Source organism: Shouchella sp. JSM 1781072, assembly GCF_041949915.1.
GTDB lineage: Bacteria > Bacillota > Bacilli > Bacillales > Bacillaceae_D > Shouchella.
Genome location: NZ_JBHFQE010000001.1, coordinates 900,087 through 923,630 on the forward strand (window position 1 = coordinate 900,087; position 23,544 = coordinate 923,630).

Genomic DNA, 23,544 nt, shown 5'->3' on the forward strand with positions numbered 1-23,544 from the left:
TTCCTTATTTACATAGACAAGCAGAGTGAGAGGAGCAAGCACGTTGCCAAATTATACAAGAGAAGATATTGTGCGTATTGCACAAGATGAAAACGTACGTTTTATTCGTTTACAGTTCACAGATTTACTTGGAACGATTAAAAACGTTGAGATCCCTGTGGATCAGTTGTCAAAAGCGCTCGATAACAAAATGATGTTTGACGGTTCTTCCATCGAGGGATTTGTTCGAATTGAAGAATCGGATATGTATCTTTATCCAGATTTAGATACATGGGTCATTTTCCCTTGGACACCAGAAAAAGGAAAAGTCGCTCGACTCATTTGTGATATTTACCAGCCTGGGAAACCTGGTGAAGAGCCAACGCCATTTGAAGGGGATCCACGTGGAATTTTAAAATCCGTGCTTAAGCAAGCTGAAGAGCTTGGATTTACTGGTTTTAACATCGGACCAGAACCTGAATTTTTCTTGTTTAAAAATGACGAGAAAGGCGAACCAACGTTAGAACTAAATGATAAAGGTGGCTATTTCGACCTAGCTCCAACAGATCTTGGAGAAAATTGTCGACGTGACATCGTTTTAGAATTAGAAGACATGGGCTTTGATATTGAAGCTTCACATCACGAGGTTGCTCCAGGGCAGCACGAAATTGATTTTAAATATGCAGACGCAATTACAGCGTGTGATAATATTCAAACGTTTAAGCTTGTTGTAAAAACCATTGCTCGTAAGCACGGTCTTCACGCAACGTTTATGCCAAAACCTTTATTTGGTGTGAATGGATCGGGCATGCACTTGAACATGTCATTATTCACAAAAGACGGCAATGCGTTTTACGATGAGAAAACAGAAAGCCAATTAAGTAAAACAGCGATGCAATTCTTAAGCGGTATTTTGGAACATGCGGAAGGATTCACGGCGATTACAAATCCAATCGTGAATTCGTACAAGCGTTTAGTGCCAGGTTACGAAGCACCAGTTTACATCGCATGGTCGATGCGTAACCGTTCACCACTTATTCGAATTCCATCTTCACGCGGTGTGTCAACACGTGTTGAAGTTCGTAGTCCAGATCCATCTGCTAACCCGTACCTTGCTATGGCGGTGATGCTTGCATCTGGTCTAGATGGCATTAAGCGTAAAATGACGCCTCCAGAAGCGACGGATCGCAATATTTATGTGATGAGTAAAGAAGAACGTGTTGAAGAAGGCATTAAAGCGCTACCGGCATCACTTGGCGAGGCACTTGAGAGCCTTGTAAAAGATGAGGTGCTTGTTAAAGCGCTAGGCGAGCACGCAGTTGAACACTTTATTGAAGCGAAAGAAATTGAATGGGATATGTTCCGTACGCAAGTCCACCCGTGGGAACGCGAACAGTTCATGCAGAACTACTAAAAGAGGAAGCCCTTGACACATCTTGTGTTGAGGGTTTTTTTTTAGGGACAAATGACACGTTGAACCTAGTTTGAGATAATCGACTGTTAAATAGATTCCTTACAGAAATAACTTTATGTAACCGTAAAACCCCGCTTTTTAGCGAGGTTTTAAAGGGAAATCTACAAAGAAATCCGTTAATTTAGATGTGGGGAGTCATGTACACGAAAAAGTACTCTTGTAGCGCAATCCACTTTTTTATATTTAGAAAAAGAATGGTGGATAAAAATACGGGAAAAAGCCTATACCGCCGAACCTTCCATATGGGAAAAACCTCGGTCGATAGCGACGGTATCTCCAACCACCAAATTGTCGAGCTTCTTCCTGATGAATGTCTTCACCAATCAACAGCGTAATGCCATCCTCGCGAACTTCTGTTAAGATGCCGTCCAACATTTGACCATCAGACATTTTTAATTCGACATGGTGATCTTTCATTTGTTGACATTGATCTTTCATATTGCCATAAAGATGCTGGCTATTCGTTTGAACATACGGATGTTGATTCGACTGTAGAGAAGCGTAATCATTGTTATTTTGCTGCATCTGCTGATACTCATTTGTTTGATGAGGCACGAATCCATTAAAACCATTTATTGCGTCATGAGAATGTCGATTCGAATGATAGTGTGGCATGCCCGTCTGATAAGGGTATTGAGGAAAATACCCATTAGAATAAGTATTCATCTCTTTCACTCCTTTTTCTAAAGCCAGTGTATTCACCTACAGCTTGTTAGGTACGTGTTCTAAAAGGTTTTTTAATGATTAAAACGGCTAGGTGGGAAGGATTACCTTAAATACAGTAGGTGTAAGTAAAAACGTTTAAATGAATCCACTTACAATAAGAGCGGGTATAAAAGCCTCGTACAATCAGGTTGTTTTATTGACTTCGATCATACGTTCGTATATACTAGAATTGTATACAACGAGAATGAAAGAGGCGTCGTTTTTATGGATGAGCAAGATTTTAAGCTTCCAGAACCGAATCGAGACACCACTCGTAAAATCATTCACATTGATATGGATGCCTTTTTTTCGTCAGTAGAAGAACGAGATAATCCGGCGCTAAAAGGCAAACCGGTTATTATTGCGAAGCACCCTCGAACCACTGGTGGAAAGGGAATTGTATCCACCGCTAATTATGAAGCAAGAAAATATGGCATTCACTCTGCGATGAGTGCGTATGAAGCTTACAAACGTTGTCCTGAAGGGATTTTTATAAAAGGCAATTACAAAGCTTATCAAAAAGCTTCTCTCGCTATCCGGGAAATTATGTTTACTTATACGGAGTTAGTAGAACCCATGTCCATTGATGAAGCTTATTTAGATGTGACGGATAATCATTATCATGAAAAGAGTGCGAGTAAATTAGCCCGTCAAATTCAGCTTGATATTTGGGAGAAAACGGGGCTAACAAGTTCTGCAGGCGTATCCTATAATAAATTTTTAGCTAAAATTGCGTCCGATGTCAAAAAGCCTGCTGGACTCACTGTCATTCCACCAGACAAGGCACTGACGTTTATAAAAGAACTAGCCGTAGAGAAGTTTCCAGGTATCGGGCCAAAAACTGCTGAAAAAATGCACAGTCTGAACATCTATGTAGGCGATGATTTATACAAGATGACTCAGCTTGATCTTGTTCATCATTTCGGAAAAGCTGGTTTATCTTATTACAAACGAGCAAGGGGCATTGATAACAATCGGCTGAAACTGCATCGTGATCGAAAATCGGTTGGAAAAGAACATACGTATGCACAACCACTTGTAACCGATGAAGATGTTTTATTAAAACTAAGACTTTTAGCAGATGAAGTGCAAGCTTCCCTTGAACGAGTAAAAAAACAAGGGAAAACTATTGTCTTGAAGATTCGCTATCGATCATTTGAAACGATAACGAGGCGGATTAGTTTACCTGATTACGTTCACACAAGTGAAGCGTTATATCAGTATGTGCAAGAATTGTGGTTTGAATATGGAGAGATCCGTCACCAAGTTCGTTTGCTTGGAGTGAGTGTAACGAATTTAGTTGAAATACGCTACCAAACACTTTCGCTTTTTTGAAGCGGTTAAAGATAAAATAAAATAATTCCTACAATGACAAGTAACAAAAACAGGACAAGAATGGTGATAAGCAATACCATTTCATCTGAAAGATCCATTCCATTCGCCTCCTATGTATGGGTTATAGTCATCCTATGAAATTTTTTCGGATGTGTGAAAAGAGAATGAAATGAAAGAAAACGGGCTGTTTAGACTCTTTTCTTACAGATTTAGCTAGGAGAGAGCGTTTGACGGCTGTTTTTTTTTCGCATATATTTAGAGTTGCGAAATAAACAAGGAAGATCTTTAGACAACGAAGGTGATCAGTATAAAAGCGGAAAAGCGTAATTTAATGATTATGTGGTTTGCCAACTTGTTTGTTGGTGCAAGTATGACAATGGTCATTCCATTTTTATCTCTTTACATTGAATCGTTCGGACAATATTCAGGTGAAGATGTTCAAAGATGGTCTGGCTTTGTTTTCGGTATTTCTTTCTTAGTTGCTTTTCTCGTTGCGCCAATTTGGGGACGAATTGGAGATCGTTACGGACGAAAAAAAGTACTCATTGGAACTGGTTTTGGGATTGCCATCTCGGTATTTCTTATGGGGTATGTTCAATCTGTTGAGGCATTGTTTGTTCTGCGTGCTTTCATGGGGCTTGCGACAGGGTTTATCCCTGCATCAATGGCTCTAATTGCAGCACAAAGTAGTAAGCGTACAGCAGGAGAAACGCTCGGAACTTTACAGACAGGTACTGTTTCTGGAGGTTTACTAGGACCTTTGTTTGGAGGTCTGATCGCAGATACTGTTGGAATGGAATTAACGTTTGTATTGACCGCGTCAATCTTAACCCTCGCATCACTACTTGTTGTTTTTGGGGTAAAAGAAGTGATTTATGAAGAAAAAGGTGAGAAAAAGCGGAAATATGCAGCAAAAGAGGTACTGGCATTTATTGTTCGTTCCCCTATGCTAATCATGGTAATGGTTGTAGCGCTCATTATTCAAATGGCATTGTTTAGCGTCCAGCCACTTTTAGCTCTATTCGTTAATGATTTAGTCGGGCCAGTTGAAAATATGGCATTTTTAGCCGGTTTAGCGTTTTCAATAACCGGTTTAGGGAACTTATTGTCAACTCGAAAATGGGGACAGCTAGGTGATCGAATGGGCCATGAAAAGGTAATGCTCATTTTACTTATTTTGTCTGGTGTGTTTTTCATTCCGCAAGCATTCGTTGATTCACTCTGGCAATTAATTGTGTTACGCTTCGTCTTTGGTTTAGCGGTAGGAGGATTAATTCCTTGCACGACAGCGTTTATTCGCCAAGCGTGTCCAGTATCGATGCAAGGGGAAGTGCTCGGTTATAATCAAAGCTTTCGTTTTTTAGGAAACGTATTAGGACCGGTCTCAGGCGGTTTAATTGCAGCGAGTTTTGGTATTCCGTATGTATTTATTAGTGCCGGCGTCTTGTTTCTTCTGACCGCGATTGTTTTAAAAATCATGTTAAATAGTGAAAGTAAAAAAGAAGAGAATGAGGCTGACAGTCAAGCCCATCATCAATAAAGGCGTAAAAAAAGAGCACTGGGTTTTCCGGTGCTCTTTCTTTATGTTTAATGGATCGTTCGGAAAACACCAATGACTTTTCCTAAAATCGTACAATTGTCTAGTATAATCGGCTTCATTGTTGAATTTTCAGGCTGAAGGCGAATGTAGTTCTTTTCTCGGAAAAAACGTTTGACGGTGGCTTCATTTTCATCAGTCATCGCAACAATAATATCACCATTATCAGCACTTTGCTGTTGCTTCACAATGACTTGGTCCCCATCGAAAATACCCGCTTCGATCATACTTTCACCTTGAATAACTAAGGCATACACTTGTTCATGACCAGACATATGATCTGGAAGGGGGAGGTAGTCATCGATATTTTCAATCGCTGTAATTGGACTACCTGCTGTAACCTTACCAATTACAGGAATATAGCGTGCACGTTCACGAATAATGGAAGGCTCGTCCAGTGCTTCTTCAAGCGAAAGCACTTCAATTGCTCGAGGTTTCGTAGGATCACGACGAATGTATCCTTTCTTTTCAAGACGAGCAAGATGACCATGTACGGTTGAGCTTGATGCTAAACCTACTGCTTCCCCAATTTCACGTACGGAAGGCGGATAGCCTTTCTTTTTTACTTCATCTTTAATAAATAATAAAATTTCTTCTTGTCTAGTAGATAATTTAGACACTCCTCTTCACCTGCTTTATCTATGTATTCGTTATCTTTACTTTAGCACATCGAACATACGAACGCAAACATAAGTTCTAAAAATGCTTGACACGAACAAAAGTTCGAAGTATCTTAGAGTAAGAACAAATATTCTTACGAACGGGTGATCGATAATGAAGAAGAATCAAGAAAAAGGAATTATTATTGCTGGTATTATTACTGTTTTATTTATGTTTAGTAGTTTGTTATCCTTTGATGGTGATGAGAACGAGCAAGTAGAGGATCGAAACAGCAATACGGACAGTCACGTAATCCTTTTAAATGATCGTTAGTCGCTGAAACATTGCAGTGGGAGGTACAGTATGAAACGAAATAAAGCCATTTTATATTGTCGAGTTAGTACGGATAAAGAAAGTCAACAAACGTCTTTAGCTCGTCAAGAAGATGAATTAGTGAAAATGGCTCATCAACATGGAATAGAAGTGAGCGATTGTCTTTCTGAGGTTGCTAGTGGATATGACTTGGATCGCGATAATCTTCTATTTCTTTTAGATCAAGCAAAAAAACAAACGTTTACGCATTTGCTTGTAACAGACGAGACGAGAATTGGTAGGGGAAGAGCGAGGACTGCTATTCTATATCAACTTCAAAAGTATGGCATTACGATTTATACATGTCACAACGATGGTGCATTACATTTATCAGAAGCAGACGAGATGGTTTTTGAAATCGTAGCCATCGTGGAAGAGTACCAGCGAAAATTACATAACTTGAAAATCAAACGCGGGATGAGAAAAGCGATTGAAAAAGGGTATCATCCGGAGCGCAACTTAAAAGATACAGGTAGTGGGGGACGCAGTAAAAAAGACCTCCCAATTGAAGAAATTGTTAGATTGCGAGAGAAAAAGCTAACGTTTCATGACATTGCGATAACGTTAAATGGGTTAGGTTATCATTGTTCAAAAGCAACGGTACATCGGCGTTTTCAGCAATACGAGCAAACAAAATCAGATGAGTTGATCTAATGAAATGAAGATGCTATGATGACAACCGAAGGATAGGTGATTGACGTTGTTATCAAAATCAAAATTAGACCGAATCAATGAACTGTCTCAACTAGCGAAGACATCAGGATTAACGAAGCAGCAAAAAGACGAACAGCAAGCGCTTCGAAAAGAATATTTAAATACGTTCCGCTCCACATTTAAAAATCAACTACATTCCGTTAAAGTTGTTGATGAAGAGGGTACGGATGTGACACCGCAAAAGCTAAAAGATAGTAAAGCACAAAAACAAAATCCACCACACTAAATGTACAAGCTCCCGTCAGGCTTGTACATTTTTTTTATTTTGTTTATGATGGAAACGTACGAAGAATGAAAGGGTGTAACAAATGAAAAACAATATTGAAGAATTAGCGGTAAATACCATTCGAACACTTTCAATTGATAGTATTGAAAAAGCCAATTCAGGTCACCCTGGGATGCCAATGGGCGCAGCGCCAATGGCGTTGGATTTATGGGCAAATCACATGAATCATAACCCAGCAAACCCTGAGTGGACAAACCGAGATCGTTTTGTCTTATCAGCAGGACATGGTTCCATGCTTTTATATAGCCTTCTTCATTTGACAGGTTATGATGTGACGTTGGATGATTTGAAATCATTTCGTCAGTTAGGAAGTCGTACGCCAGGACACCCAGAATATGGTCATACGGCAGGCGTTGAAGCAACAACAGGTCCACTTGGGCAAGGTGTTGCAATGGCAGTAGGGATGGCAATGGCGGAGCGTCACTTAGCTGCGACATACAATACAGATGACCATGAAATTGTTGATCATTTCACGTATGCGATTTGTGGAGACGGTGATTTAATGGAAGGTGTGTCTGCAGAAGCAGCGTCACTTGCGGGTCATTTAAAATTAAATCGTCTTGTTGTTCTTTATGATTCAAATGATATCTCGTTAGATGGAGATTTACATGAGTCGTTTTCAGAAAGTGTTGAAGATCGTTTTAAAGCTTATGGCTGGAACGTTATTTTTGTTGAAGATGGCACGAATCTAGCTGAAATTAATAAAGCGATTACGGAAGCAAAAACATCTGATCGCCCGACATTAATTGAAGTGAAGACAGTAATTGGCTTCGGTTCACCAAATAAATCAGCCAAATCTGCATCCCATGGTGCGCCGCTTGGATCTGATGAAGTAGCCCTTACTAAAGAAGCGTATAAGTGGACGTACGAAAAAGATTTCCATATTCCTGAAGAAGTAAGTGAGTTTTTCACATCTGTTAAGGAACAAGGTCAGAAACAAGAAGATGAGTGGAACGAGCTTTTTGCTGCATATAAAGAAGCGAATCCAGAGCTAGCAAAACAGTATGAGCGTGCATTTTCTGGTGATTTGCCAGAAGGATACGATCAAGCGTTACCGAGATATGAAGCGGGTAAAAGTCTAGCAACGCGTGCATCTTCTGGAGAAGCATTAAATGCGCTTGCAAAACATGTTCCTGAATTATTTGGTGGGTCTGCAGACTTAGCTGGTTCAAATAAAACCAATTTAAATAACGAAAGCAACTTTGGGCGAGACAACTATGCTGGTCGCAATATCTGGTTTGGTGTTCGTGAGTTTGCGATGGGTTGTGCATTAAACGGAATGGCGCTTCATGGTGGCTTAAAAGTATTTGGAGGAACGTTCTTTGTATTCTCTGATTATGTAAGACCAGCGATTCGTCTATCAGCGTTAATGGGCGTTCCTGTCACATACGTATTAACTCACGACAGTATTGCTGTAGGAGAAGATGGTCCAACCCACGAGCCAGTTGAACAGTTGGCTGCATTACGTGCGATGCCAGGCTTATCGGTTATCCGTCCTGGTGATGGAAATGAAACCGCTGCTGCATGGAAGCTGTCTCTTGAATCACAAAAAGAGCCAACTGCACTTGTATTAAGCCGTCAAAATGTTGATACGCAAGAAGAAACAACGACGAAAGCTTATGAAGGCGTGAAAAAAGGTGCTTATGTTCTTTCTCAAGCGAATGGCGAGCCAGATGCGGTTTTAATTGCTACAGGTTCAGAAGTCCAGCTTGCTATGAAAGCAAAAGAAGCCCTATCGAAAGAAAAGATTGATGTATCTGTTGTGAGCATGCCAAGCTGGGATCGCTTCGAAGCTCAACCGAAAGAATATAAAGACGCGGTCATCCCTAAAAACGTGAAAGCGCGCCTTGCAATTGAAATGGGTGCTTCATTAGGATGGGCGAAGTACGTTGGCGATGAAGGCGATACGTTAACAATTGATACGTTCGGTGCTTCTGGCGCGGGAGATCAAATTATTGCTGAATATGGCTTCACCGTTGAGAATGTTGTGAACAAAGTCAAAGCTTTGCTTAAGTAATTTGCGTAAGCTGAAAATAAGGTAACATCCATCAAACACGTGTGATGAGGGTTTTCCACCGGTAAGCATTGGCGCTATAAAAAGCCTCAGATGTGAAACTGCTGATGAAGAGCCTCGTCAACGTGTTTTTTAATCGTTTGAAATTAGTTTTTTATAGTAAAGTGAATGGAACTAGTGTATATGTAAACTTTATTTTTCTCTCCTGGCTCACTCATTAGCGCAGATGGCGACTCCGAGGGGAAAAGCAACAGCCCGAAAGTCCAAGAGTGACGTTTTCGAAGGAGTTGAGGCGTTGCCCGCGGAAAAGAAAAGCGCAAGTAATAACGTAGCGCAAACGGATGTCGCGCTTGTGCCTGTGGTGAAAGCGTCCATCCGCGTGATAAAGGATGGATATCATTTAAATTGAACGTTCCTATTTTTTGGATATAGGATGACAGTCTTTAGAAAGACCGAATTAAATGATAAAAGCAGGGTATCGTGATTTTAGACAGAAATGTGGCCTTGGCGGAAATTTTTGTACTGAAAAGGGCAATTAATTAAAAAAAGAACTGCTTTTCACGCAATTCGACAAAACTAGTGAGCTTCTCCCCGATGAATTGACAGTATATTTTAAAAAAACGGGTATAATAAAACTAAATATTTCCTAATGTTCAATTGCCGGAGGAGAAAATAGATGAGATACTATGAACTTTTTAATGTTACGGAAGATGTTGCATCCTCTTACCTTGGAAAGGAAATGAAGTTGTTTCAGCTATTTGAAGAAAGGGAAAAAGCACGGGCACATACTCAGCCGATTTACGATCGTCAAATTAATTATATTACGACATCTATGCCAGAAGAACAAATTAAACAGTTGTTCACGGCAAAGTACAAAGAAAAAGCGGCGAATCAGTATGTAGCTGCCTCAAAAAGTAATCCAGATAATCAATGTGCTTTAATGATTGATGCAAAGAAAATTTGCCTAGAAGCAGAAGGCGATTTACAAGCGGAGACGGATGTTTTCGATGCGCTCCGCGATGTAGAGGGATTTTTCTTTGCAGTAAATATTCACGATCGCCGTTTTGGATGGTTAAAACCGTATGAAAAACAAAGCGTGCTGTAAAGCATGCTTTTTAAGTGCTTTAAAATCAACGCTTGCTCGTGTATAATAGATAAGGTTCAGTAGAAGTAGAACGTGTGAGAAGGAGGTTTAACATTGATTTGGCATATTATAGGGTACACCGTTGCGGTTTTAGCAGGTGTAGCAATTGGCTTTTTTATTGCTCGTAAAACGATGATGTCTTATTTGAAAAAGAACCCACCGATTAATGAGCAAATGCTACGCGTGATGATGCAGCAAATGGGGCAAAACCCATCACAAAAGAAAATCACTCAAATGATGAAAGCGATGCAAAAGCAACAGTCTAAATAAGTACAGGCACTTCGTTAGAAGCGGAGTGCCTGTTAAACTGTTTGTTATTGTTAGAAAATTTTTTCGATTGATAAGAGAGGGAAAGATATGCGGATTTTTATTGATTTAGCATGGTTTTTTAAAACCCATTGGAAAGCATATGTCGGGGGTTCGCTCATCTTAGCGATTGTATCGTTATTATCTCTCGTCCCGCCGCAAATCATTGGCCGTGTTGTCGATTTCATTCAAACAGATACGTTAACGCAAACGATATTAATTCGTTACATCGCTATTATTTTAATTATTGGACTCCTTTTATATGTGTTACGGTTTTTGTGGCGCCTGCTTATTTATGGGGCATCGTTTAAACTTGCTCGACAGCTACGGAATCAGCTGTATCATCATTACACGACCATGCCAATATCGTTTTATCAAAAACGGTCAACAGGCGATCTTATGGCTATCTCAACAAATGATGTGCGTGCTGTTCAGGCAACAGCAGGTGAAGGCGTATTAACCATTGTGGATGCTGTGCTGCTTGGTGGAATGGTCATTGGGACGATGGCGCTTACGCTTAGCTGGGAATTAACGCTGATTACATTGATTCCTCTTCCGCTAATGGCAATATTAACAAACCTTTACGGTGCGATGTTGCATAAACGGTTTGGATCTGCACAAGCGGCTTTCAGTTCCTTAAATCAAACGGTTCAAGAAAATATAAACGGCATGAAAGTGACGAAAGCGTTCGGTCAAGAGGAAGAAGAAAATCAAAAATTTCAGAATGAATCTGCTATGGTTGTTGAGAAAAATATTCGCGTCGCAAAAGTTGATGCATTATTTGATCCAACGATTACTGGTGTAATTGGATTGTGTTACCTACTCGCTGTATCGTTTGGCGCAACGTTTGTTATAGACGAAACCATGACTCTCGGACAGTTAACCACCTTTGTGTTTTATTTAGGTTTATTAATTTGGCCGATGCTGGCATTAGGGATGTTTTTTAATGTTGTGGAAAGAGGGCGCGCCTCATATGAACGGATTATGGCGCTTTTACATACAGAGTCAAGTTTACAGCCTGTTAAACAACCGGTAAAACAAACGTTAACAGGAGAAATCGACGTGTCCATTGACACGTTTCAATATGAAACAGCCGCTAAGCGAACGCTTGAGCACATCTATTTTCAAGTCAAGCAAGGAGAAACCATTGCTTTAGTTGGAAAAACAGGCAGTGGAAAATCAACGTTGATGTCTTTGTTACAAAGAGAGGTGGATGTATCAACAGGTTCAATCAATTTTGACGGTATAGAAAGTAAGGAACTACACCCTGTCTGTATAAAAGAGTTGTTTGGGTATGTGCCGCAAGATCACTTTTTGTTCTCCGCAACGATTGCAGAGAACGTTGCATTTACAAACCCGAATGCCTCGTTTGCTGATATTGTAAGCGCGTGCCAGCTTGCCTGTGTGCATGACGATATTAGTCGTTTCCCTGAAGGCTATGAAACCGTTGTAGGTGAGCGCGGAGTAACCCTTTCAGGTGGTCAAAAACAGCGTATTTCAATAGCGCGAGCGATTTTAAGCCGACCGAATGTTTTGCTGCTCGATGACTCATTATCAGCAGTTGATGCGAAAACAGAAGAAGCAATCTTATCTGGATTGAAAGAAAAACAGGCGGATCAAGGGTTGATTATGAGTGCACATCGATTAAGCGCAGTGAGTCATGCAGATCTCATCCTTGTCCTTGATGAAGGGACGATTAAGCAAAGAGGCACGCATCGGACGTTGATGGAACAAGGTGGCTGGTACAAAGAAATGTACGAACGCCAACAGCTCGAATCGATTGTGGAGCAAGGGGGCTAGAGATTGAAACATACAGATGAAGTACTTTCAGGCAAGCAGCAGCGGGCTATTTTCTTAAGGCTATTACGTTATGCAAAAGGTCATAAAAAAATGTTAAGTGTCGCATTTATTATTATGATGATCGCTGCAACAGCAGAATTGCTTCAGCCAATATTAATTGCGCACTTTATTGATACGTATTTAACAACAGGAAACTTTCCAACTGAACCGCTCGCATGGCTAGTGTCAATTTTTATTTGCCTCTTACTCGTCGCCATTATTAGTCAATATATACAAAGTCTCTTTTTTCAAAAAATCGCTTTGCGAATTATTCAAACATTACGGGTAGATGTCTTTAAAAATGTGCAAAAACTAGGGCTGTCTTTTTTTGATAAAATGCCCGGTGGTGGACTTGTATCACGTATTACAAACGATACAGAATCAATTAAAGAGTTATATGTAACGGTGCTAGCCGTATTTGTGCAAAATGGCATCTTCATGATCGGCACCTTTGTCGCCATGTTTTATTTAAATGCAACATTAGCGCTCTACTGTCTCATTTTTTTGCCATTTTTATTTCTTGTTTTTCGAGTCTATCGAAAAATAAGCTCTTCATTCTATGAAACGGTCAGTGCAAAAGTAAGTGAAATCAATGCGAAAATGAGTGAATCTGTACAAGGGATGCGAATTATTCAAGCCTTTCGACAGGAAAAACGAATGAAAAAAGAATTTGCAGAAATGAATGAAGCACATTATCAAGCTGGAATGAAAGCGATGAAAGCTGATGCGCTATTGTTGAGACCGATTGTTGATATTTTAAGTTTAATGGCCATTTCAATTGTCTTGCTTTATTTTGGTTTTCAATCCTTTGTAGGACCTATTGAATTTGGCGTACTCTATGCGTTTGTTAATTTACTTGACCGTTTTTTTGAACCTGTTAATCAAATCATGCAACGGCTGTCGTTGTTTCAGCAAGCAATTGTTTCGGCTGGAAGAGTTTTTCGTTTAATGGATCGTGAAGAGTACGCGCCAGGAGCCACTTTTAACGAAAGTGAAAATGCTAATGAACAAGGTGGTTCAATTGAATTTAAAGATGTATCGTTTTCATACGACGGTACAACAAACGTACTTCATCACATTTCCTTTCAAGCGTCCCGGGGTGAAACGATTGCACTAGTAGGGCATACGGGAAGTGGGAAAAGCTCAATGATTAATTTGTTGATGCGCTTTTATCCGTTAAAACATGGGGAAATAAATATAGATGGTCGACCCCTCTATTCCTTTAGCGAGGATACGCTAAGAAAACGAGTAGGACTCGTGTTGCAAGATTCATTTTTATATAGCGGAACGGTCGCCAGCAATATTACGTTAGGACGTAAAGGCTATACAAGAGATGACGTACGAGCAGCTTGTGAATTTGTCGGCGCGGGTCGGTTTATAGACGCATTACCTAATGGGTACGATACGCTTATTGGGGAACGGGGGACAACGTTTTCAAGTGGTGAACGCCAGTTACTCTCGTTTGCGCGAACAATGCTCGGAAACCCTGACATTCTCGTTCTAGATGAAGCAACAGCTAGTATTGACACTGAAACAGAGGAAACGATTCAAAAAGCGTTAGAAAAAATGCAGCAAAATCGAACGACTATTGCGATTGCGCATCGGTTGTCAACGATTAAACATGCTCAGCTTATTTTAGTACTCCACCAAGGTGAAGTAGTTGAACGTGGCACCCACGAAAACTTGCTTAAGCGTGAAGGTTTGTACCATAAAATGTATTTGCTACAAGCGAGAGAACAAATTACGGCATAATGGCTATAAAAAAAGCTTGTTTAGTTGAAGAATACCGACTAAGCGGGCTTTTTTTCTTTTTGAGAAAGAGAATGACATCACCCTGAAGGAATAAATAACCTTTCTATACATATAGTGGGTCTTGTGGGTGAAAAAGGAGGGATATATATGGAAGAAACGAACGTTAGGTTCATTAAATTCAAAGACGATTATAGGCATGTAGAAGGGTTTTCTAACGTAGGAATTGTGTATACAACGGAAGGTATTGTCATCATTGATACGAATATTGATCCTGGACTTGCGGAGCAAATTTACAAAGCGATTCGACAAGAGACATCCCTGCCTATACGTTATATGATCTATACTCATGGGCATTACGATCACTTGATCACGGCAAATGCGTACTTAGAAAAAGGAACGACCATTATTGCGCATGAAGCTGTAAACGATCGCTTTTTAAAATATCAGAAACTCGCAGATCATACAAATCGAATCAATCAAATTCAATTTCAAGGTCAACTTCCTATTAGAGATCATAATGAAGCAGTTCCACCTGACGTGACCTTTCATAAGACCTATTCGTTTACGCTAGGAGATAAGACGTTTCACTTAATTCATGGAAAAGGAGAAACCGACGATCATTGCTATGTATGGATTCCAAAAGATAAGGTTGTCTATAGCGGAGATTTCATGATCTCTTCTTTCCCGAATATTGGAAATCCATTAAAAGTCAATCGATTTGAACGTGAATGGTTTGAAACGTTAGAAGATATTCAGAAACTCCAGCCGAATGCCTTATTCCCCGGACATGGCTCCCTTATTCAAGGAAACCGACAAATTATGGCTGCCACTCAAGATGTAGTGGACGCATTGAAGCTTGTCTATGACGAAACATCGCGCTGTCTTAACGAAAATCGACCTCTTGAAGATGCGCTTGAGCAAATTACCTTACCCGAACATTTAGCGAAAAGTCCGTATCTACCGCAAAATTATGGGAGCTTGGATTTTGCTATTAAAGGTACGTATCGACGCTATACCGGCTGGTTTAGTGGAAACCCAACTGATCTTGAGCCTCTTAAAAAGCTAGACGTTGCAAAAGAATATATTGCTCTTATTGGTGATAAAGAAAGCATTTTAGATCGCTGTCGGGCTCTTTTTCAAGCAGGAGAGTATCAAATGGTCATGCATATAGCAGATGTGTTAATTTTTGCAGAGAATAATGCGGAAGCAATTCAATTAAAAAAGATGCCATAAATAAGAAAAAAGAAACCGTCACGAATTTCATTTCAAAAAACATATATAACTACTATGGTTCTTAAATGATGGTGCAAACACGCACACCTCTTTCTCCATAAAGGTATGAAAGTTAATAAAGTGATCGTTCCTGTAACAGTCTTTTTAACAAACCGTTCATGTAGACGGTTAATGGTCCTTCTATGAGACCAATCAAAAAATGCTCCTTCCATTGTGTGCACGTTGTTAAGTGTCTACTTTGAAGGGAGCATCTTTTTAAATCGTTTTCTTTTTCTCAACTGCTTCTTGAAACTCTTTTTTGCTACGTGATTTTGATTGTCGATCGAGCAGATGCTCGTACGGTGTTAAATCAATTTGTTTTTGTTTAAGTTTTTTTATGAGAAACCGATGGTCCTTCTTAGGAGTTGCCGTTATATATCCACGAATAATCGTATCGAGTGTTAGGCTAGACGCATTTTCTCTTAACGCAATCTCACTAATCTTCCCAGCGATTTTTTCTTTAGCGACATCGCGAAAGAGCTCAGGAACAGGCTCGACAAGTTCATTAAGTAATTGTCGCTGCTCATCTTGCCATAAAGGAAGCGCTTGATTTATGTAGTAATCTTGCCAATCTAAGATCGATTTTCCGTCTTCTTTCGGCATTCGTTTAAGAAATTTTCGAAACATAAAAAAGCCACCAATAAACATCAAGCCGAGCAAAATAAATGTCCACAAGACAATCAGGTTCATAAACCAGTCACCCACATTTAGCCCTCCTTTTCACTTGTTCTTAGCTGTTACTTTAGCATAAAATAAGAAGGGTTTCTATGGAGGGGGAGAAAAAGGTGTCTCAAATTATTCTTTTTGCGACTCATATGTTTAGTTCACTTGTTTTATTCCTATGTATACCGTTCCCATTTTTATATTATGCAGCAAGGCTTGAAGAAGGCGGACGATTCAAAGAAAAATTATTAAATATCTATCGAGTCCTGTTTGTATTCGCACATATTGGCTTCGTGTTACTTATTGCTACAGGGATTCCGCTTGTCTTTAATTGGGGGTCTTGGTGGACTTGGGGCGTCGTTGTCTTAACACTTGCTATCGGCGTGAGCTTAGGAATCACAAGTAAGTCGCTTCGACTCATGAAAAAGGGCGATATAAATGTGGAAGATTCGTTGAGGAAAGCGAGTCTTATTCTTGCCATCAGTATTGGTGCCATGTTTTTGCTAAAGTATAGTCGCTATCTTATGTAAATGAATGACAGTACTCAAAAACGGGCTCATAAAAAAGAAAAAAGGACTGCGATGCAGTCCTTCTTTTAGAACCAGCTTGCTCCAACAATTACTAAAAGAATAAATAGAACAACAATTAAAGCGAAACCTCCGCCTGTTCCGAATCCACCGCTCATTGTGTAACCTCCTTTTGTTCCGGTATGATTACAGTCTATGCGGTGGCTTCAAAAAGGTTTGGGCTATTTAGCCTTCTCCGTTTGTTTGGCTAACATGGTTGGCTTTTTTTGTTTTATGAGAACCGCTTTGTTTCTGTGGTTGATTGCTTTCAGGATGCTGTGGTTGATTGCGTCTCGCCTTTGAATTCCCCTTCATTTTTCGTCCACCTCGCTTTCATTCTTCAGTATATGGAGTCAACTTTTTCTTATCCTTTTTTAAAAAATTGTCGAAAAAAGATTTAAACTTTCGTCAACTTTTGATATTCTAATGAAGGGCAATTATATCGCTTACATTAAAAGCGCTTACTCAAGTGCGTTCCTTAGACAAGTTGGGAACAATGCGATATGATGAAGTTGATAAGGAGGGTCTTAGATGTCAAAAAACTTAGATGTGTTTAAAGCGCGGTCTTCTTTTGAGTCAAATGGAAAAACGTATCATTACTATGCACTTGATGCGTTAGAGAAAGCAGGTTATGGGAACGTTAGTAAACTACCATACTCTGTAAAGGTATTGCTAGAATCAGTTTTACGTCAATATGATGATTATGTTATTAAAAAAGAGCACGTAGAAAATTTAGCGAAGTGGGGAACAGCTGAACAAAAAGAAATTGATGTTCCATTCAAACCATCTCGTGTTATTCTTCAAGATTTCACAGGGGTGCCAGCAGTTGTTGACTTGGCGGCGTTAAGAAAAGCAATGGCTGATTTAGGTGGAGACCCGGATCAAATTAATCCGGAAATTCCTGTAGATTTAGTTATCGATCACTCTGTACAAGTGGATAAATTCGGTACAGATGATTCCTTGCTTTATAACATGAACCGTGAGTTTGAGCGAAACGGTGAGCGTTATGAATTTTTAAGCTGGGCTAAGAAAGCGTTTGATAATTATAACGCCGTGCCGCCAGCAACAGGAATTGTTCACCAAGTCAACTTGGAGTACATAGCAAATGTAGTCCATGCTGTAGAGAAAGATGGCGAACTGTTAACATTCCCTGATTCACTCGTAGGTACGGATTCTCATACAACGATGATTAACGGCCTTGGTGTTCTTGGTTGGGGTGTTGGTGGTATTGAAGCAGAAGCTGGAATGCTTGGTCAGCCATCTTACTTCCCAGTACCAGAAGTCATCGGATTGAAATTTACCGGCTCACTTCCAAGTGGAACAACGGCAACAGATGTGGCGCTTAAAGTAACACAAGTACTCCGACAAAAGAACGTTGTTGGGAAATTTGTTGAGTACTTCGGTCCAGGGTTAGCAGATATGCCACTTGCAGACAGAGCAACAATTTCAAACATGGCGCCTGAATATGGTGCAACGTGCGGGTTCTTCCCAGTAGACGAAGAAGCCATGAACTACATGCGCTTAACAGGTCGTTCTGAAGAGCAAATCGATTTGGTTCGTGCTTACTGTCAAGCAAATGGACTATGGTATGTTCCAGGCGAAACGCCAGATCCATCGTACACCGATGTGGTTGAAGTTGACTTATCGCAAATTCATGCAAATCTTTCTGGTCCAAAACGTCCACAAGATTTAATTGAACTTCCAAAAATGCAAAAATCTTTCCAAGAAGCTGTTGTAGCACCAGCAGGCAACCAAGGTCTTGGACTTGATCCGTCTGAATTTAACAAAACTGTTAATGTTACGTATAAAGATGGACGTAAAACAAGCATGAAGACAGGTGCAGTGGCGATTGCAGCAATTACGAGCTGTACGAACACGTCTAATCCATATGTGCTTGTGGCGGCAGGGCTAGTCGCAAAGAAAGCAAGTGAACTAGGGCTAAAAGTGCCTGAGTATGTAAAAACATCTCTTGCACCAGGTTCAAAAGTCGTTACTGGTTACTTGAACGATTCAGGGTTAATGCCTTACCTTGAAGACATGGGCTTCCATCTTGTAGGGTATGGTTGTACGACTTGTATCGGGAACTCCGGTCCTTTAGAAGAAGAAATTGAAGATGCGATTGCGGAAAACGATTTAACTGTAACTTCCGTTTTATCAGGTAACCGAAACTTTGAAGGTCGTATTCACCCGCTTGTCAAAGCAAACTACCTTGCATCGCCACCACTTGTTGTCGCATATGCACTTGCCGGAACAGTCAATGTTGACTTGTTAAATGATCCAATTACAACAGATAAAGATGGTAAGCCTGTATTCTTTAAAGATATTTGGCCTTCTACGGAAGAAGTTCGTGCGATTGTCGATCAAACTGTTACACCAGAACTATTCCGTCGAGAGTATCAAGATGTCTTTACTAGTAATGAGCGCTGGAATCAAATCGATACAACAGATGATGCGCTTTATAAATGGGATGATGAATCCACTTATATTGCGAACCCACCGTTCTTTGAAGGGCTCGCAAAAGATCCAGAGGCGGTTAAACCACTTTCAGATCTTCGTGTTGTTGGGAAGTTTGGTGACTCTGTTACGACTGACCACATTTCTCCAGCAGGAGCGATTGGAAAGAATACGCCAGCAGGCAAATTTTTGATTGAAAAAGGTGTTGCACCTAGAGACTTTAACTCATATGGATCTCGTCGAGGAAACCATGACGTGATGATGAGAGGGACGTTTGCGAATATTCGTATTCGTAACCAAATTGCTCCTGGGACAGAAGGTGGCTTTACGACTTACTGGCCAACTGGTGAAGTAATGTCCATTTATGATGCAGCAATGAAATACAAAGAGGATAACACTGGTCTTGTTGTGATCGCTGGTCAAGACTATGGTATGGGCTCTTCTCGTGACTGGGCTGCAAAAGGAACAAACCTACTCGGAATTAAAACGGTTATTGCAGAAAGCTACGAGCGTATTCACCGTTCTAACCTTGTCTTGATGGGTGTGTTGCCACTTCAATTTAAAGCTGGAGAAAGTGCAGAATCACTTGGTTTAACTGGAAAAGAAAGTATTTCTGTTGCAATCGATGATACTGTAAAACCTCGTGATCACGTGAAAGTGACAGCTGTAGCTGAAGATGGAACAAAAACAGAGTTTGACGTACTAGTACGTTTTGATAGTGATGTCGATGTTGATTACTATCGTCACGGCGGTATTTTACAAATGGTGCTTAGAGATAAACTACAGCCAGCATAAACCGTATAATGAGACTTGCTTGATTCACATCAAGCAAGTTTTTCTTTTATAAAAATAGTTTAGAGGTCTAAATTGTTTTTGCTTGCTTTTTAACCTTCGTTTTGTGTAAGGTGTGTATAGCAAATAAAAAGACTTGGGATGATGGAGGAACCAACGTGACAAATTTTTCGATTCGCCGGCCCGTGTTTACGATTGTCGGAATGATTTTCTTTATCATTATGGGAATTGTTTCGTTAACACGATTGCCACTACAACTCTTGCCGGAAATTGACCCGCCTGTTGCCGCTATCGCAACGAGCTATCCAAACGTAAATCCGCAAGAAGTGCAAGACCAAATCACGATACCGATTGAAAACAGAATGGCAAGCATATCAGGCTTGCAAAACATGACATCAAACTCCCAAGAAGGATCATCCATTGTTCTCCTTGAATTTGATTGGAGTAGCTCGATTGAAGATGTTGAGCTTGATATCATAAACGCTTTACAGCAAATCGATTTACCAGATGGTGCTGGAGAGCCAAGCTTTTTAAAGTTTGATCCATCAATGTTTCCAATGATGCAGCTTGCAATTACTTCTAATGAAGAAATTGAAGCGTTTCAAGATGATGTAATTGATTTAGAACAAGAGATTCTTCAAGTGCCAGGAGTGGCAAGTGTGAATGAATCTGGAACCATCACGGAAATTGTATCGATTGAACTCGATCAAGATGACATGATTGACGCCGGTGTCAATCAAGATACGGTTGTGAGTGCGCTACAAGCGAATAATGTCACTGTTCCAGGTGGTGTGGTCGAACAAGATGATCTAAGTTTAACGACGCGTATCATCCATGAATTAACAAGCCTTGAAGAAATTGAAGACCTTGTTATAGGTGTGAATCAAGAAACAGGTGAAGAGATAACATTAGATAGCATCGCGGACATTGCCATTGATTCAGAGGATTTAGAAACGTTAACAAGAGCAAATCAAGAGCCTGCTATTAGTTTATCAATCATGCAAGAGTCTAGCGCAAATACGACTCAGACTTCAAATGCTGTGAACGAGCGCTTAAGCGAACTGCAAGACGATGTTGACTATGAAGATCTTGATGTTGTTGTTCTCTATGATGAAGGAGACTTTATCAACTCAGCGATTCAAAGTGTCGCAACTGCCCTTATCATAGGTGGTGTGTTAGCGATGGTTGTTTTATTTTTCTTTTTAAGAAATCTTAAAACACCATTAATCATTGGCTTGGCGATACCATTTTCTGTCATCGTTACATTTGCCTTTATGTATTTCCTTGATATTGGCTTAAACATTATGACACTGGGAGGGCTAGCACTTGGAATTGGTCTAGTCGTCGATAATGCCATTGTTGTTATTGAGAATATATACCGCCACTTATCAAAAGGTAAAAATGCCAAACAAGCGGCTTCAGATGGAACAAAAGAAGTCATGGCAGCTATTTTTGCATCAACATTAACAACCATCTCTGTCTTTTTACCAATTGTCTTTATTAGCGGGATTGTTGGAAATCTATTTAGAGAGTTAGCATTAACCGTTTCATTTAGTTTACTTTCATCTTTCGTTGTAGCGATTACAGTTGTTCCAATGATTGCGAGTCGGGTTTTAAAACCATCACAAGCAAATGATGAGTCAAAACGACGCGAAACGAAGACAATGCGCGGCTTAGAGAAAATGACGCATTGGTCATTAGGCCATCGCAAAACGGTTATTGCTAGTACGTTTGGTTTACTTTTAATTGGTGGGATTGGTTTAACAACCGTCGGCCTAGAATTAATACCGGAAAGTGATCAAGGCTCGTTTACTGTCGAAGTAGAGATGGAAACAGGCACAAGTTTGTCTCGAACAACCGATGCAGTTGTGGAAATTGAAGACGTTCTTTCTGATTACCAAGAAGTAAATGATTATGTAAGTGTGATTGGTTCAAATGGCCAACCAGGTCAATCCGGAGGAGCGCATACTGCTCAAATCACTGTTGCGATGACGCCGTTAGACGAGCGCTCCATTTCGACGGCTGAATTCATCGAAACGATTGAACGAGATTTAGAGCGTGCTGACGACGCAGCTGAAGTACGTGCGTTCACGCAAACTGCTGCTATGGGTGGAGAAGCGAATACCGTTCCATTTACCGTTACGTATTCCGATCGAAATACGCTCTATGACACGGTTTATGAGTTAGAGGAAGAGCTTCTTGATTCATCACTCGTTCGTGAAGTGCAATTAAGTATTGAAGATCAAGTTCCTGAAATTGTAGTAGATGTAGATGCAGAGGAAGCAAGAGGCCTTGGGTTAACCCCAGCGGAGATTGCAACGCAAGTGAATGGCGCTACACGTGGAGAAACGGCCATGACCATTCAATTGTCTAGTGATGACGAAGAAGCACAATTTTATGAAGTGCAGGTCGGGCTTGCTCCAGAGTATACAGAGACGATTGAAGAACTAGAGAATTTACAAATTGTTTCCCAAGAAGGCACAACTGTTGAACTTAGTGAAGTTGCTGATATTGCGGAAGGTGAATCACCAGCCTCTATTCAGCGTGCCGACCAAGAAGAAGCAGTTGAGTTTACCGTTGGCTATACAACAGAAGCGACATTAAGTGATGTATCCACACTAATTGAAGATTCCGTTGATGAAATTGATTTTCCAGATGGTGCGCAATTCTCGTTCGGTGGGGAACAAGAGATTCTTGAAGATGCAATCGGGAGTATGGTTTTAGCTCTTGTTTTAGCGATTGTCTTCATTTACTTGATCATGGCAGCGCAATTCGAATCCTTTAAGCTTCCGTTCATTATGCTTATGACGGTACCACTCGTATTAATCGGAGTTACGCTTGCGCTTACGATTACACAAACAGCGATTGGTGTCACCACCTTCATTGGAATTATCATCCTTGTTGGTGTTGTAACGAACAACGGGATTGTGATGCTTGACTTTGTAAATCAACAGAAGAAAAAAGGCATGTCCACTTATAATGCTCTAGTGGAGTCTGTGCAACTAAGAACACGTCCAATTGTGATGACATCAATGACGGCAATTCTTGGTATGGTGCCAATTGCTTTAGGATTTGGTGAAGGCGCTGAACTGCAGCAACCAATGGCGATTGCGGTTATCGGTGGACTTATTAGTAGTACGGCGCTAACGTTAATTTTTATTCCAGTTCTTTATAGCCTGTTTGATAAAGAAACACGTTCAAAGAAAGGCACGCCTCAAATGGTTACGATTGATGGCGAATACTATGAAGTAGACGAAAACAATCAAGCTGTAAAAGCATTGCCAGAAGGTGAAGAAAACGAACAGTCTGCAGATGAAAGATATGATTCGAATGAAGATGTTGGTCACGCAAATCAACAAGTAAACGATGAAGACTCTTCGTCTAAGGCTAAAGACAAAACAGAATTAAGCCGAGATGAAATTGTTGAGTTGCTTGATTCTATTGTTTCAAGAACAAAGAAAGATGACGATAAGCAGTAAGTGACAAAAACCCTCTTCGGTTAAAATCGAAGAGGGTTTTTTAATTAGCTAGTGCGTTGTTGTTGCGTCATCCACTGTATAAGTTGGCGCTCTTTTTCTTTCAGTGGTCGCTTTAATTCCTGTTCAAATTCTTGTATTAATCGGCTTTCTGTCATCTGTCTCACTCCTTTTTAAAAACTATGTGCAAAATTTGTTGAATAT

The 23,544-nt window shown here is 40.3% G+C and carries 20 protein-coding genes; 15 read left to right on the top strand and 5 right to left on the bottom strand.

Going from position 1 to position 23,544, the window contains the following annotated elements; genetic code table 11:
* The first annotated feature begins 43 nt into the window (after nucleotides 1-43).
* The gene (gene glnA / locus ACE1TH_RS04775; RefSeq protein WP_375078434.1) at nucleotides 44-1,393 is read left to right on the top strand and encodes a type I glutamate--ammonia ligase; all 1,350 of its coding nucleotides are present in this window, start codon (nucleotides 44-46) and stop codon (nucleotides 1,391-1,393) included.
* A 243-nt stretch (nucleotides 1,394-1,636) separates the two neighbouring features.
* On the opposite strand, the gene ACE1TH_RS04780 is transcribed toward glnA, so the two are convergent.
* Nucleotides 1,637-2,119, bottom strand: coding sequence for a hypothetical protein (locus ACE1TH_RS04780; protein ID WP_375078435.1), 483 nt, complete (start codon nucleotides 2,117-2,119; stop codon nucleotides 1,637-1,639).
* Between the two features lie 264 nt (nucleotides 2,120-2,383).
* Here ACE1TH_RS04780 and dinB point away from each other — a divergent pair, with 264 nt between their 5' ends.
* Both dinB and ACE1TH_RS04790 read left to right on the top strand, forming a co-directional pair.
* Nucleotides 2,384-3,493 carry a DNA polymerase IV gene (dinB, locus tag ACE1TH_RS04785; RefSeq protein ID WP_099300979.1) on the top strand — a complete coding sequence of 370 codons (1,110 nt, stop codon included), beginning with the start codon at nucleotides 2,384-2,386 and terminating at the stop codon, nucleotides 3,491-3,493.
* Between the two features lie 331 nt (nucleotides 3,494-3,824).
* Nucleotides 3,825-5,033 (top strand): MFS transporter, encoded by a 1,209-nt coding sequence (locus ACE1TH_RS04790; RefSeq protein WP_375078794.1) that lies wholly within the window; start codon nucleotides 3,825-3,827, stop codon nucleotides 5,031-5,033.
* Nucleotides 5,034-5,080: 47 nt separating this feature from the next.
* On the opposite strand, the gene lexA is transcribed toward ACE1TH_RS04790, so the two are convergent.
* Nucleotides 5,081-5,710, bottom strand: coding sequence for a transcriptional repressor LexA (gene lexA, locus ACE1TH_RS04795; RefSeq protein WP_099300978.1), 630 nt, complete (start codon nucleotides 5,708-5,710; stop codon nucleotides 5,081-5,083).
* 154 nt (nucleotides 5,711-5,864) lie between these two features.
* Here lexA and ACE1TH_RS04800 point away from each other — a divergent pair, with 154 nt between their 5' ends.
* The 9 genes from ACE1TH_RS04800 (at nucleotide 5,865) to ACE1TH_RS04840 (ending at nucleotide 15,350) form a co-directional block, all read left to right on the top strand.
* Nucleotides 5,865-6,023 carry a hypothetical protein gene (locus ACE1TH_RS04800; protein WP_176554250.1) on the top strand — a complete coding sequence of 53 codons (159 nt, stop codon included), beginning with the start codon at nucleotides 5,865-5,867 and terminating at the stop codon, nucleotides 6,021-6,023.
* Nucleotides 6,024-6,053: 30 nt separating this feature from the next.
* Nucleotides 6,054-6,716, top strand: a complete 663-nt coding sequence (locus tag ACE1TH_RS04805) for a YneB family resolvase-like protein (RefSeq protein WP_099300977.1) — start codon at nucleotides 6,054-6,056, stop codon at nucleotides 6,714-6,716.
* A gap of 46 nt (nucleotides 6,717-6,762) precedes the next feature.
* Entirely contained in the window at nucleotides 6,763-7,002 is a 240-nt protein-coding gene (locus ACE1TH_RS04810; RefSeq protein WP_099300976.1) for a DUF896 domain-containing protein, read from the top strand.
* 82 nt (nucleotides 7,003-7,084) lie between these two features.
* Nucleotides 7,085-9,079, top strand: coding sequence for a transketolase (tkt, locus tag ACE1TH_RS04815; protein ID WP_099300975.1), 1,995 nt, complete (start codon nucleotides 7,085-7,087; stop codon nucleotides 9,077-9,079).
* 673 nt (nucleotides 9,080-9,752) lie between these two features.
* Nucleotides 9,753-10,181 (top strand): sporulation inhibitor of replication protein SirA, encoded by a 429-nt coding sequence (gene sirA / locus ACE1TH_RS04820; RefSeq protein ID WP_255223311.1) that lies wholly within the window; start codon nucleotides 9,753-9,755, stop codon nucleotides 10,179-10,181.
* Between the two features lie 93 nt (nucleotides 10,182-10,274).
* Nucleotides 10,275-10,490, top strand: coding sequence for a YneF family protein (locus ACE1TH_RS04825; protein ID WP_099300973.1), 216 nt, complete (start codon nucleotides 10,275-10,277; stop codon nucleotides 10,488-10,490).
* A gap of 87 nt (nucleotides 10,491-10,577) precedes the next feature.
* Nucleotides 10,578-12,326, top strand: coding sequence for an ABC transporter transmembrane domain-containing protein (locus ACE1TH_RS04830; RefSeq protein ID WP_375078436.1), 1,749 nt, complete (start codon nucleotides 10,578-10,580; stop codon nucleotides 12,324-12,326).
* Between the two features lie 3 nt (nucleotides 12,327-12,329).
* Nucleotides 12,330-14,117: an ABC transporter ATP-binding protein gene (locus ACE1TH_RS04835; RefSeq protein WP_375078437.1), complete on the top strand. Its 1,788-nt coding sequence runs from the start codon at nucleotides 12,330-12,332 to the stop codon at nucleotides 14,115-14,117.
* Between the two features lie 147 nt (nucleotides 14,118-14,264).
* Complete coding sequence (locus tag ACE1TH_RS04840; protein WP_375078438.1) at nucleotides 14,265-15,350, top strand: alkyl sulfatase dimerization domain-containing protein; 1,086 nt, start codon at nucleotides 14,265-14,267, stop codon at nucleotides 15,348-15,350.
* A 255-nt stretch (nucleotides 15,351-15,605) separates the two neighbouring features.
* Here the strand turns inward: ACE1TH_RS04840 and ACE1TH_RS04845 are convergent, their stop codons facing one another.
* Nucleotides 15,606-16,079, bottom strand: coding sequence for a DUF2621 domain-containing protein (locus ACE1TH_RS04845; protein WP_099302115.1), 474 nt, complete (start codon nucleotides 16,077-16,079; stop codon nucleotides 15,606-15,608).
* 95 nt (nucleotides 16,080-16,174) lie between these two features.
* On the opposite strand from ACE1TH_RS04845, the gene ACE1TH_RS04850 reads away from it, so the two are divergent.
* The gene (locus ACE1TH_RS04850; protein ID WP_099300970.1) at nucleotides 16,175-16,582 is read left to right on the top strand and encodes a hypothetical protein; all 408 of its coding nucleotides are present in this window, start codon (nucleotides 16,175-16,177) and stop codon (nucleotides 16,580-16,582) included.
* A gap of 65 nt (nucleotides 16,583-16,647) precedes the next feature.
* Here the strand turns inward: ACE1TH_RS04850 and ACE1TH_RS04855 are convergent, their stop codons facing one another.
* Nucleotides 16,648-16,737 (bottom strand): YjcZ family sporulation protein, encoded by a 90-nt coding sequence (locus ACE1TH_RS04855; RefSeq protein WP_035397209.1) that lies wholly within the window; start codon nucleotides 16,735-16,737, stop codon nucleotides 16,648-16,650.
* Between the two features lie 67 nt (nucleotides 16,738-16,804).
* On the bottom strand, nucleotides 16,805-16,933 hold the full coding sequence (locus ACE1TH_RS04860; protein WP_099300969.1) for a small acid-soluble spore protein P: 129 nt from the start codon (nucleotides 16,931-16,933) through the stop codon (nucleotides 16,805-16,807).
* 216 nt (nucleotides 16,934-17,149) lie between these two features.
* Between ACE1TH_RS04860 and acnA the strand changes: the two genes are divergently transcribed.
* Both acnA and ACE1TH_RS04870 read left to right on the top strand, forming a co-directional pair.
* Nucleotides 17,150-19,867: an aconitate hydratase AcnA gene (acnA, locus tag ACE1TH_RS04865; RefSeq protein ID WP_255223307.1), complete on the top strand. Its 2,718-nt coding sequence runs from the start codon at nucleotides 17,150-17,152 to the stop codon at nucleotides 19,865-19,867.
* A 155-nt stretch (nucleotides 19,868-20,022) separates the two neighbouring features.
* Nucleotides 20,023-23,343, top strand: a complete 3,321-nt coding sequence (locus tag ACE1TH_RS04870) for an efflux RND transporter permease subunit (protein WP_375078439.1) — start codon at nucleotides 20,023-20,025, stop codon at nucleotides 23,341-23,343.
* Nucleotides 23,344-23,544 lie beyond the last annotated feature (201 nt).